The 13165-nt window shown below is 33.7% G+C and carries 11 protein-coding genes; 1 reads left to right on the top strand and 10 read right to left on the bottom strand.

Going from position 1 to position 13165, the window contains the following annotated elements:
• Nucleotides 1-22: 22 nt before the first annotated feature.
• The 6 genes from yajC to DKK70_RS02160 form a co-directional block, all read right to left on the bottom strand.
• Nucleotides 23-355 carry a preprotein translocase subunit YajC gene (gene yajC / locus DKK70_RS02185; RefSeq protein ID WP_110432547.1) on the bottom strand — a complete coding sequence of 111 codons (333 nt, stop codon included), beginning with the start codon at nucleotides 353-355 and terminating at the stop codon, nucleotides 23-25.
• A gap of 123 nt (nucleotides 356-478) precedes the next feature.
• Complete coding sequence (locus DKK70_RS02180; protein WP_110432546.1) at nucleotides 479-2257, bottom strand: NADH-quinone oxidoreductase subunit N; 1779 nt, start codon at nucleotides 2255-2257, stop codon at nucleotides 479-481.
• A gap of 6 nt (nucleotides 2258-2263) precedes the next feature.
• A complete protein-coding gene (locus DKK70_RS02175) occupies nucleotides 2264-3805 on the bottom strand; it encodes a complex I subunit 4 family protein (RefSeq protein WP_110432545.1) in 1542 nt (513 codons plus the stop codon).
• Between the two features lie 17 nt (nucleotides 3806-3822).
• Nucleotides 3823-5673 carry an NADH-quinone oxidoreductase subunit 5 family protein gene (locus DKK70_RS02170; RefSeq protein ID WP_110432544.1) on the bottom strand — a complete coding sequence of 617 codons (1851 nt, stop codon included), beginning with the start codon at nucleotides 5671-5673 and terminating at the stop codon, nucleotides 3823-3825.
• A complete protein-coding gene (gene nuoK / locus DKK70_RS02165) occupies nucleotides 5670-5972 on the bottom strand; it encodes an NADH-quinone oxidoreductase subunit NuoK (RefSeq protein WP_034883433.1) in 303 nt (100 codons plus the stop codon). Before nuoK ends, DKK70_RS02170 begins: the two co-directional genes overlap by 4 nt.
• Nucleotide 5973: 1 nt before the next feature.
• Nucleotides 5974-6465, bottom strand: a complete 492-nt coding sequence (locus DKK70_RS02160; RefSeq protein ID WP_110432543.1) for an NADH-quinone oxidoreductase subunit J family protein — start codon at nucleotides 6463-6465, stop codon at nucleotides 5974-5976.
• 330 nt (nucleotides 6466-6795) lie between these two features.
• On the opposite strand from DKK70_RS02160, the gene ppc reads away from it, so the two are divergent.
• On the top strand, nucleotides 6796-9444 hold the full coding sequence (gene ppc / locus DKK70_RS02155) for a phosphoenolpyruvate carboxylase (protein ID WP_110432542.1): 2649 nt from the start codon (nucleotides 6796-6798) through the stop codon (nucleotides 9442-9444).
• 12 nt (nucleotides 9445-9456) lie between these two features.
• Here ppc and DKK70_RS02150 read toward each other — a convergent pair whose 3' ends face one another.
• The 4 genes from DKK70_RS02150 to nudB all read right to left on the bottom strand — a co-directional run bounded on the left by DKK70_RS02150 (nucleotide 9457) and on the right by nudB (nucleotide 13158).
• A complete protein-coding gene (locus tag DKK70_RS02150) occupies nucleotides 9457-10530 on the bottom strand; it encodes an SEL1-like repeat protein (protein ID WP_110432541.1) in 1074 nt (357 codons plus the stop codon).
• Nucleotides 10531-10721: 191 nt separating this feature from the next.
• Complete coding sequence (gene ubiD, locus DKK70_RS02145) at nucleotides 10722-12185, bottom strand: 4-hydroxy-3-polyprenylbenzoate decarboxylase (RefSeq protein WP_110432540.1); 1464 nt, start codon at nucleotides 12183-12185, stop codon at nucleotides 10722-10724.
• 92 nt (nucleotides 12186-12277) lie between these two features.
• Complete coding sequence (locus tag DKK70_RS02140; protein WP_110432539.1) at nucleotides 12278-12694, bottom strand: hypothetical protein; 417 nt, start codon at nucleotides 12692-12694, stop codon at nucleotides 12278-12280.
• Entirely contained in the window at nucleotides 12691-13158 is a 468-nt protein-coding gene (gene nudB / locus DKK70_RS02135) for a dihydroneopterin triphosphate diphosphatase (RefSeq protein ID WP_110432538.1), read from the bottom strand. Before nudB ends, DKK70_RS02140 begins: the two co-directional genes overlap by 4 nt.
• Nucleotides 13159-13165 lie beyond the last annotated feature (7 nt).

Raw genomic sequence — 13165 nt, 5'->3', positions numbered from 1 at the left:
ATGATCTATAATAAAAAATTTATTATAGAGACTTCATTGTTCCTTTTGGTAAAACTGATGTGATAAAGTCACGTTTGATAACCACTTCGGTTGTATCATTTAACTCTAACACAATATAACCATTTTCATTAACTTTTGCTACACGACCAATCAGTCCGCCATTAGTTAATACTTCGTCACCTTTTGAAATAGCAGCCATTAACTCTCGATGAGCTTTAGCGCGTTTTTGTTGCGGGCGCATAATCATAAAATAGAAAAATAACCCAAATACAACTAACATTATAGGTAAGAAATAAGGGTTTGCTTCAGCTGCTGCGCCATCTGCTGCGTATGCATTAGAAATAAAAAAGTCCATATTGGTCCTCTTAATTTTTTATAAAAATATCAAAGTGTAAAATTATAACACAATAAATAAATCGATTATTAACTATTTCTTGCCAATATCGTTTAGATCAATCACGATAAAGCCCAAAAACAATTAAGTCGTTAAATATTGAGCCATACTAACTAAGTTAAATAACCATTTAGGATAAACACCACATACAATAGTTAAAACTGCCGCAAGAACAATCAGCGATTCACTCACTGTTATATCTTGCCATTTTAATCGGTTATTTGAATTATAATTTGACTGTTCATCATGAGTTGGCCTGATATACAGATTGAGAATAAGCCTTGCATAAAAATATAGTCCTATTGTACTACCGATAACCACAGCCGCAATTAACCACCATAATTCAGCTGTCACCCCCAATAAGATTAAAAGGAAACGCCCAACAAACCCTGCGGTAAGTGGAACGCCAGCTAAAGAGAGAAAACCGATCCCCATGGTTAATGCAAGAACAGGCCGACGCCAAAATAAGCCAGAAAGATCAATTTCATTTTCATGATCTTGTAACTCATTGGAATGTGATTCTAAACTAATAACCCCCAAAATACAGATGTTGGCAAGAATGTATCCAATTAGATAAACACCAATAGTTTCTAAAGCAAGTACTTGATATTGCACAGCAATTAAAGCAATCAATAAATAACCAAAATGAGCGATAGAAGAGTAAGCTAACAACCGTTTTAAGCTACGCTGCATTAAAGCGGATAAATTTCCCCATAGTATTGAACAAAATGCCATACTAACCAGAATGATACGAATTGTTTCATTATTGACAATCGGCGCAAGTAAAAACAACCTTGCCATAGCACAAAATAGTGCTACCTTCCCTACTGTTGACAATAATAGTGCCACAACGGTCGGCGCCCCTTGATAAACATCAGGTAGCCAAAGTTGAAAAGGTACCAATGAAAGTTTGAATCCAATTCCAACTAATATTAAACAAATTCCAATTAGTAATAATATGCTTGGATAAGACATTGTTGATAGTTGATAACTTAAGCCACTAAATGTCAGTTCACCGGTAGCTGCATAATAAAAAGCAATCCCCATTAATAAAAACGAACTAGCGATTGCTGATAAAATCATATATTTGATGGCCGCTTCTAATGCATGAGTTTGCATATACTGATAACCGATCAATCCTACAAATGGAATCGAAAGCATTTCAACACCAAGACAGAATGACATTAAATGGCTAGCATAAACTAGGGTTATACCACCTAATGCCATAAACAGTAAAATCACATAAAATAAACCATGTTCAACCTTTTCCTGAATAAACCATTGATAAGCCAACGATGCAACCACAATTGCAATAATTAAAATTAAGCTGGTATACAGTAATCCATAGCCATCACAAGTAAATAGTGCGGTAATTTGATGAGCGCGCCACTTGCTTTGCGTATCATCAACTTGTGGGTTATCATCAATATTTTGAGGAGGACCAACAAAATCATCACTTTCTTGATCAATTGGCTCTGAAATTTGCTCATTTTGAGCAGACGAAGTTTCTTGTTCCGTTGGTACTGCATCAACAGCTATGGTCTGTTCAGTTGATAAATCAGTATCAGTTGAATCTTGTGATGTTGTTTCTTGCGTTGTAGTACCTTGTGATGAAGTATCCTGCGTAGAAGTATCTTGTGGCGTAGCCACTGATATTTGCATATTGTCGCTGCTAATATCGGTTATTGCTGGGGTATTATAGGAAATTAAAATTCCTAAAATAGAAGAACTAATTAACGCACAGATTAAACCTGATGTTGCTAAAATAGCACATTTTTTTGTTTCTAATTTATAAACAAACAGCGCTATGAGCAAAACAATTATGGCAAAGCTCAATATGAATATTGGCAATAAAGCGATCATAAATTATTACTCTCCCACTCGTTCTGCTGTTATATATTGTATTGTTTGGTTGACGGTAGAATAAGAAACATCTAACACCACTTTAGGATATAATCCGATAAAGATAAGGACAATCAATACACTTGATAATAACAGAATATCTTTTTTACTTATAAACTGTTTGGCCACTTCACCGTTATCCACCGCCCCATAAAAAATAGGTTGCATGCGCATAATTAAAGAAATTGATAGTAATAACAAGCCGATTACTAGTAATACTGTATAATAAGGATATGAGGTATAACTACCTAATAACATCATATAATTACCGACAAAATTAGCTGTACCTGGTATGCCTAACACAGCCAACATAAAAAATAGAGTAAAAGAAGACAAATATCTTACTTTTTCTTTTAATCCAATAAATTGGTTGATATTTCGGGTTAAGTAACATTCAACCAATAGTCCACTTATCATGAACATGCCTACAATCGCTAAAGTTATCGCTATCATTTGAATAACAACACCTTGAAACGCTATCACTGTTCCACTATAGATAATTGCAGTAACAAATCCCATTAAAGCGATATGAATATAAGCTATTAATTTTTTAATATCAGTTTGATTGAATGCGAGTAGGGCAGCATAAAAAACAGTAAACATCGCCACTGTTGAAATAACCGGCATAATGGCTAAAGATGCGTTCGGGAAAAGTGGTATTACAAAACGCAATAAACCAAATGTAGCAGTATTGAGTAATAAACCACTTATCATTATAGAACCACTTGTTGAGGATTCAATATGCGCCTCAATAAACCAATTATGAAATGGAACTAACGGAATACGTATAATAAAAGCCGCTAAAAATCCTAACATTAATAAAAATTCGGTATTAGTTGAAATTGGTGTCTTAGTTAAAATTTGATAATCAAAAGTCCATTGGGCAGTCAAATTCCAATTGATTAATGCCAATGAAACAATGGATATAAGCATTAATAAGCTACTTATTTGGGTATATATTAAAAATTTATTAGCTCCATTGAAGCGTAATTGAGAATTTAAATCTCGCCTTCCCCACAAAGAGATTAAGAAATAAATTGGAATGGCTACCGCTTCCCAAAAGAAAAACATTAAAAAGAGATCAGTAATAACAAATAACATCATAATGGCGGATGTCATAAATGATATACATAAATAAAATAATCCAACATTACTGAGGTTTTCTTTACTGGAATTAACAATAACTAACAGTACAATAAATAGTGTTACAGTAATCACTACTAATGATAAGCCATCTAAAACCAGATGAAAATGAATCCCAAGTAATGGAATCCAGTCAATATTGACTTCTTTATTCCAACTTGAATTTGGTTCTATATTGATTGCATTTATCCATAAAATTATTGCTAAAATTAATGTGATTAATATAGTCGTGAAAGCAACCATCATTGGTAAACATTGCCAACGCAATTGCCCATTAGTTGCAGCTATATTTCTTTGTAAGAATACATTACATAGCCAACCAATGAATCCACCAATTACAGGTAAGAAGACAAGCCATAACAACATGAAAGTTCACACCTTTATTAAATAAAAATTAATAACATTAATATAATAATGCTACCTATAACCATCGAAACCAGATACCATCTTATTTGTCCATTTTCTAGACTAACAATATATGAGTTTATTTTCTTGATTCCCCACATTACCCAATTATCCCATATGGCAAATGGATCTTTTTTCAACCAATTAGCTAAATAGATATACGGTTTTACAAAAATATTATTTAAGATAAAATCAAACCGCCAATTGCTTTTACAGAGTTTTACTAAACTTTTCACCATCGGAGTATTAAGTATTTCATGGACTTCACTATTAGGATATGCATAAAAAATATAAGCAATAACTAAACTTAATAAAGTCACCGCAGCTAACAGTAGTCGAAATGGTAATTGCCCTTGGGTATCAAGAGCTGCAATCGGCAGAATCCCTTGAGTTGGCACAGGGTAATATATAAACAATGCGGTGGTAAAAATCACTAAGATAAAAATCGGTAAATAATTTAACTTTTTAATTTTAACAAATTGATTGTTCTTATTAGGCTTATGATGGAAAACTGAAAAGATTAAACGCAAAATGCTTAAGCTAGATAATAAGATACCTAATAAACTAATGGTGCCTACCAATAAATTACCTTGTGCCATTAACCCAAGAATAATATCACCTTTGATATAAAATGATGAAGAAATCAAAGGGAAAGCACTCAAAGAAAGCATTATAATTAAAAAGATAATATACAATACCGGGTTAGATTTTAATAAGCCACCAAGTTTGCTGATATCACGTTCGCCGCGACATTGTTTTACTAAAATTGCCGTAGCAAGGATCAACAATGTACTGGTTACTGAATAATTTATCAAACAGTTTAATGACAAACTCCAGTTTTGCGTTGAAAAAGCATAAAATAGATAACTAATTTGAGTTAAATTGATATAAGTTACAATTCGTTTTATATCATTTTGAACTAAAGCAATACTACTAGCAAATATGACAGTTAATGAAGCGAATAAAAGCATGATATAGAGGGTATCGCTAGACATCAAAAACAGATTGCTTAGTCTTAAAACGAGATAAACTCCAGCCAAAATAACCGTCGAAGATTGTAATAGTGCAACAGCTGGCATTGGCGCTAATGTTGTTTCTGTAAACCAAGTATGCATAGGAAAAAGCGCTGATTTACTCATGGCACCGAGGAACAACATAATGGTGATCCAAAAGATAATATCTGAATCGATAGCCAAATCATTTTGCGCTTTGATTAACAAAGTGCTGATTTTTAAGGTTTCTAAAGTTTGATAAAGTAAAAATATACCAATGATTAGAAAAATATCGGTTAAATGCATCATAACAAATGCTTTAACCGCAGCATAACTATTACGCGCTTGTTTATAGTAGATACCAATAAGTAAGTAAGTACTTATACTCACACCTTCCCAACCAAGCAACATCACAAATAAATTATCAACCAACACAACAGTTAACATGCTGGTTATCAGTAAGTTACTATAGGCATAAAAATTATAAATATCTTCCTTTGATTTTAAATAACAAGCAGCAAAAAAATAAATCAATAATCCAAAGAAAGAAATCAACACTAAAAATGTTAACGATAAACCGTCCAAAGTTAAGGAAAACGGAACTTCTAAATCCCCGACAGAAAACCAAGTCCATAAATTTCTCGTATAAACCAGAGTCATATCAGGAACGGTGTTGGTAATAAAATCAACACAAGAAAATATGGTTATTAAACCGATAACAAAGATAGTACAAATTCCGATTAACATAACATTAATCGATCGTATTTGTCGTCCAAAACAAACCAATATCAGAAAAGATAGCAATGGAACAATGATAGTTAAATAAAGTAAATTCATCCTTTCATTTCACTCAATGAATCAATATTAAAGTTTTTACGGCGATAAATTAATTTGACAAGTAAAGTGAGTCCAACAACTATTTGAGCTAAAACGGTAGTTACCGCTAAGATAGCAAGGACTTCTCCATCAGATTGTTGCCAATAACTACTCGCGACAAAAAGAGCCGTTATTGCACCGTTATTCATGATGACAAGACTTAACAATAAAAAATAGAGATTTCGTCTAATCATTACCCCTAGAAGTCCGATAACAAACAAGATAGAAGCAACAATTAGTCCATACATAAGTGGTATCACGTTATTTCTCCGAAAACATTCGATGTATAAAATAATAAGCTATAACTGCAGCACCTAATAATAAAAATGCCGCTAACTCAATCATCAAAATATAAGCATATATCGACATTTGGTGCATTAATTCATGTGATTGCTTAAATTGCGAATAGTCAGTACCCACTACACCATAAATAAGAATAACTAATAATATAAACGCTAAGACTAGTGGCCCCAACCAAATTTTAGGACTAATACCATGTTTATTGGTTTCAACACTGTCTTTATGAATTTTTAGCAAAATAGAGACCGCTAAAAAAAGAAGTATTACACCACATATAAAAAAGAGGATATACAAAACAGCTGAAATATAAGTTTTAAGTAGAATAAATATCAATGCTGATGCAAAGAGTGAAATAGCAAGATATAAAATTGCCTTTTCTACTCGTCTACAAAAAATCACTATTATACTAGCAACAACAGCAATTATCGATGCAATATAAAAAACAACGATCATTAAATAATCCAATATTTATTTCATATTTTACTAGTATATACCCAATCGCCGATAATATACAGTTTACTAACGTTGTGTTAATACAAAAAATTATCTCTAAATGAATTATTAACTTTGTATAGTAACCAGAGTCGCATCTTTAGCCAATATAATAAAAACAGTAGAAATTAAAAAAACTATAAAATTTTATTATTTAAATTCAATACAACATTGTTATAAAGTATATATCCTGTGCAATTAACCTATATTTATACCTTCTTCTTTAAATTGTCATTTTGAGGCAAGCAGCTTAAAGGCACTTAGGCAAAATATTAACAAGTAGAGAATAGAATGAATAATCAATACTCATCCATGCGAAGCAACGTCAATATGTTAGGAACCCTATTGGGCGATGCGATTAAACGCGCAACAGGTAATGAAACATTCGATTTAGTCGAAAAAATCCGTCAATTATCCAAATCCGCGCAACAAGGAAATAAGCAAGCGCATAATGAATTACTTAAGTTAATTGAAAATCTTAATAACCAAGATTTACTTCATGTTGCACGTGCGTTTAATCAGTTTTTAAATTTAGTTAATACTGCTGCCGAGTATTATGGCATTTCTCCACATGGCGAGGCATCTAGTAGCCCGAAAAAGATGACCGAACTATTTAAATCCCTTAAAAGTTTAAATTTCGCGCCTCAAACAATTAAACAAGCGATTGATAATTTATCTATTGAGTTAGTGCTCACTGCGCATCCAACAGAAATTAATCGCCGTACGATGATTAATACTTACACCGCAATTAATAGTTGTTTATCACAACTTGACCATAATGATTTAGCTGATTATGAAAAAGAGCGAATTATGCGTCGATTAAAACAACTTGTTTGCCAGGCATGGTACACCGATGAAATTCGTAAAAAACGTCCTACTCCTCTTGATGAAGCCAAGTGGGGGTTCTCGGTAATTGAAGATAGTTTATGGGAAGGTGTACCATTATTCTTACGCGAATTTAATGATCAATTAGTCGATGCGTTTAATGAAGAACTCTCCGTTGAACATGTTCCGGTTAAATTTACCTCATGGATGGGTGGAGATCGCGATGGTAACCCTAATGTAACGGCAAAAGTTACCGCAAGAGTGATGTTGCAAGCTAGGTTAAAAGCAATAGAGCTATTTTTAGCTGATATTCAAATCTTAGTTCGCGAATTATCAATGACAGAGTGTAGTCAATCAGTTATTGATTTATTAGATGAACAAAATAAAGCCGCATCTGAGCCTTATCGAGCGGTAATGAAACAGTTACGCTCTCGTTTGACCAAAACTCATAGCTATATAGTGGCACTGTTGAATAATGAACAAGTTTTAGCGCCTAACGATCTTTTAATAAAAAATGAACAATTATGGACACCACTCTATACTTGTTATGAATCGTTAATTGAGAATGGAATGTCAACTATTGCTCATGGGCCGTTATTAGATACATTAAGACGTATTAAAAGTTTTGGATTGCAGTTAGTTAGATTAGATATCCGTCAAGATAGTTCGGTTCATACTGAAGCATTAGATGCCTTAACCAAGGAACTTAATTTAGGTAGTTATGCTGCATGGTCAGAAGAAGAAAAACAACAGTTTTTATTGACTGAATTACAATCTAATCGACCACTACTACCCTACAATTGGCAACCTGATGAAATGGTTCAAGAGGTCCTAGATACCTGCCGCGTAATCAAAAAAGCCGGTGAGGAATCGATTGCTTCTTATGTGATTTCGATGGCAAAAGCGCCTTCTGATATTTTAGCGGTATACTTACTTCTAAAAATTGTTGATTGTCAAAAAAATATTCCGGTCGTGCCTTTATTTGAAACTTTAGAAGATTTAAATAATGCGAAATCTGTTATGCAAAAACTTTTAGATATTCCTTGGTATCGAGAAAAAATTAATGGCAAACAGATGGTCATGATTGGTTATTCGGATTCAGCAAAAGACGCCGGAACCCTTGCTGCATCTTGGGCACAGTATCGTTCACAAGAAGAATTAGTTAATTTGTTTGAACAATATAATATTAACTTGGTGTTATTCCATGGTCGCGGTGGTTCAATTGGACGTGGTGGCGCACCAGCTCACGCAGCTTTACTATCACAACCACCTGGATCATTAAAAGGAGGGTTACGTGTTACAGAACAAGGTGAAATGATTCGATTCAAACTCGGGTTACCAGAAGTTGCACTGAGTAGTTTGATGCTTTACGCATCAGCTATTTTACAAGCCAATTTATTACCACCTCCAGAACCTAAACAGGTTTGGCGAGATATTATGGATGAGATGTCTGATTATTCATGCCAATGTTATCGTAGTTATATTAGAGAAAAGGCTGAATTCGTTGATTATTTTCGCGCCGTCACCCCAGAAACCGAACTTGGCAGACTTCCATTAGGCTCCCGACCGCAAAAACGTCGAACCGGTGGCGGAATAGAGAGTTTACGAGCAATACCATGGATTTTTGCTTGGACACAAAATCGCTTAATGGTTCCATCATGGCTTGGGGCTGGAAGTGCTCTTAGACTAGTTATCAACGAAGGAAAAAAAGAGCAACTTAGAGATATGTATCATAATTGGCCATTTTTTAATGCTCGTTTAGGAATGTTAGAAATGGTTTACGCTAAAGCGGCGCCCAATATTCATGAATACTATGAACAAAGATTGGTTTCTCCAACATTATGGCCATTAGGTGAGGAATTACGAAACTTATTAACTAATGATATAAATACAGTACTAACTATTACTGATGATATTAGCTTAATGGCAGACCTACCTTGGATTGCTGAATCAGTAGCTTTACGAAATACTTATATTGAACCGCTGAATTTATTACAAGCAGAATTATTAAGTCGTTCGCGTCAAAATACTGATGATGATGAAAATACCATAGTTGAACAAGGATTAATGATAACCATCTCTGGTATTGCGGCAGGAATGCGAAATTCAGGATAATTAAAAAAGGGCTTATTTGCCCTTTTTATTTTGTTGAGAAAGTTCTTCTAAATAGGCCTGCGCATCCTCATCACCTTGCTTGCTGGCTTGTATAAACCAATAAGTCGCTAGGTTATTATTTTGTTTAACGCCTTCGCCTTCAAGATATTTAACCGCGAGATTATATTGAGCATCAACATTTCCTTGTTTAGCAGCTTTGGTATACCATTCTATTGCTTTTGCTATATCTTTAGGTACACCACCACCAACATCATACATAACCGCTATGTTATATTGAGCATCAGCATTACCACCTTCTGCTGCTTTATTAAACCAATAGGCAGCTTGAGAATTATCTGGTTTTGTTCCTGTACCCGTTGCATACATAATGCCTAAATTATACATTGCTAGCACATAGCCACGTTCTGCAGCTTGAGTGTAAAAATAAACAGCTGCAACACTATCTTGTGTTAAACCATCACCTTCTTGGGACATCAATCCAAGATAATATTGTGCCTCGGGGTTATTATCTCTCGCAGCTTTACTAAACCAATCAGCCGCTACCATGCGATCTTTTTCTACGCCATCCCCAAAAAAGTACATTATGCCAAGATTTAAATAAGCATCATAAATACCTTGATCACCAGCTTGGGTAAAATAGTTAATCGCAGTTGGCGTATTTTTTTTTACACCTTCACCATTTTTATACATCAAAGCTAAATTATATTTAGCTAAAGCATAATTTTGATCGGCGGCTAATTTGAAAAATTTGAATGCTTGCGATAAATCAGCTTTAGTACCTAAACCATTTTGATACATATAAGCTAAATTATTTTGAGCTTTATCTAATCCTTGTTCGGCTGCTTTTCTGAACCAAAAGAAAGCTCTATGATCATTAACTTCAATACCTAATCCCTGTTTATAAATTGTTGCTAACGTGTATTGAGACTGCATATCGCCCTTTTCCGCTGAAAGTAGCAAAGAAGGGATTAACGAACTAGGATCACTTACTTTTAATTCGGTATTGGGTTGTGTTTTAGCTTCACTTGCACTTGCGCCACAAGAGATAGATAACATCAACGCTAATATAATTTGAAGTTTTTTCATAATTGTTTAAATGCCATAATATTAACAATAATTATACATAATTGATTAAAAAGGGAATAGTTTTGTTTTTTAAAATTCACTTTTTTTCATTACTTAAATGAAAATTAATGTTTTTTATACATTGCCAATATATTTAAACCGCTAAGTTAAGCCATGGTAGTAAATAGTAAATCGCCATTTAATTAACTATGTCACAAACCAAGTTGATGCCAAATTTCATCAATATGGGTAACTACTTTTGCATCTTTAGTAATGATTTTACCCCATTCACGATTAGTTTCACCCGGCCATTTGTTAGTCGCATCCAATCCCATTTTAGATCCTAAACCAGAAACTGGTGAAGCAAAATCTAGATAATCAATAGGCGTATTATCAACAAAGGTTGTATCTCGCTGTGGATCCATTCTTGTTGTGATAGCCCATATTATATCTTTCCAATCTCTAGCATTAATATCATCATCACAGACAATAATAAATTTAGTATACATAAATTGTCTTAAATAAGACCAAACACCCATCATTACTCTTTTAGCATGTCCGGGATATTGTTTTTTAATTGTGACGATAGCAATACGATAAGAACATCCCTCTGGCGGTAGATAAAAATCAACAATTTCAGGAAATTGTTTTTGCAATATTGGAATAAACACTTCATTTAATGCTAATCCCATTACTGCTGGTTCATCTGGTGGCCTACCAGTATAAGTAGAATGATAAATTGCATCTTTGCGTCTAGTTAAATGAGTCACCGTGAACACTGCAAATTTTTCAACTTCATTATAGTAACCTGTATGATCACCATAAGGGCCTTCAGCAGCTAGTTCGTTGGGATCGATATAACCTTCGAGAATAATTTCAGCTGTCGCTGGCACTTCTAATTCATTTGATAATGACTTTACAACTTCTGTTCGACTGTTTCGTAACAATCCTGCAAAAGCGTATTCTGATAACGTATCCGGTATCGGCGTAACTGCACTTAATATAGTAGCAGGATCTGCGCCAATTGCGATACTAACCGGAAATTTTTCATTTGGATGTGCTTGTTGCCATTCAGCAAAATCAAGCGCCCCACCGCGATGCGACAACCACCGCATAATTAATTTATTTTTACCTAATAGTTGTAAGCGGTAAACACCAATATTCTGACGATCTTTATATGGCCCCATAGTGATAGTTAAGCCCCAAGTTAATAGTGGAGCAACATCTCCTGGCCAACAATGCATAATAGGTAATTGTCTTAAATCGACCTCATCATCTTTAAAAATTAATTCCTGACAAGGTGCTGAAGACCGACGTTTTACCGGCATATTGAGAACTTGTTTGTATTTAGGCAGAACATTAAAAAATTGTCGAATACCTTTAGGTGGTTCAGGCTCTCGTAAAAAAGCGAGTAATTCGCCAATTTCTCGCAATTCTGTGGTTTCTTCTCGTCCCATAGCCATAGCGACTCGTTTAGCCGTACCGAAAAGATTACACAGCACAGGAATGTCATAACCTATGGGATTTTCAAATAATAATGCTGGACCTTGTGAACGTAAGACTCTATCAGCTATTTCGGTAATTTCAAGATAAGGGTTAACTGGATAAGTAATACGTTTTAATTCTCCATGCTGTTCAAGATAATCTAAAAATCCACGAAAATCTGAAAAGTTCATTTATTATCACTCTCTATTACTTATTTACCTTTTCTTAAATAAATCTAAAGGTAACTTATAATCCTCTAGACAATTATTCCTACGATACGCAATTAGTCTTCATCAAAATTTTCACTATAAATAGGCGTTTGTTTATTTTGATTACACTCAACAATGTTAGGTAATAGATTTTCAAATTGATTTTGATCGATTTCAATAAAATTATCAGTATCTACCTGATAAAAAAGATATTGATGTGTCTGGTCATCAAATTGGAATGAAGATAACCAGTAATTACGATCATCACTATTTTCATTAGCAAATATCTTGATGATGCTACTTTCACGCTTTTCTGGTTGATTATGTAATAGATGATCAATAATTTTTTCGGCTATTTGTGAATCATATTCATCAAAAATGACATATTCACCTTCGTTAGCTTTACATTTTTTGATATCGATGTCTGCATGACTGCTTGACACGAAAAAAAATAGACTAAATAACAAAATAAAATAATGGTTAAGTTTCATTTTAGATTCCTCAAACTAAATTCATCAATTGAATCAATTTTACTTATAGCCTCACAATTATTTGGCGATATAGTAATATTGGCGGCATTTTTTATAGTTAACCATTGATAAGATAGATGTTCACTAAGTACAGGTATTATTTCATCATTTAGAGGTAAATAAAACCAATGTTCTTTATTTATCTTTACTTCTGGTGCATATCGATATCGAAACTGAGGAAAAATTTCAAACTCAATCACATGTTTTGCATCAATTAATTTAAGATTTTTTCCATTAATATCTATACCAGTTTCTTCAAAAACTTCACGAATTGCCGTATCTGTAGGCGATTCGTTATCTTCCATACTACCCGTGACGGATTGCCAAAAATTAGGATCATCCTTACGTTGCAACATAAGAACACGCAAAGTCCGTTTACAATAAATAACAACTAATACTGACTCTGGGTTCTTATATTTTTGCATATAAATA

This window comes from Gilliamella apicola, from assembly GCF_003202655.1.
GTDB classification, from domain to species: domain Bacteria; phylum Pseudomonadota; class Gammaproteobacteria; order Enterobacterales; family Orbaceae; genus Gilliamella; species Gilliamella apicola_R.
Note: the sequence above shows the minus strand (reverse complement) of the source record. Positions and strands in the feature narration are given on the sequence as shown.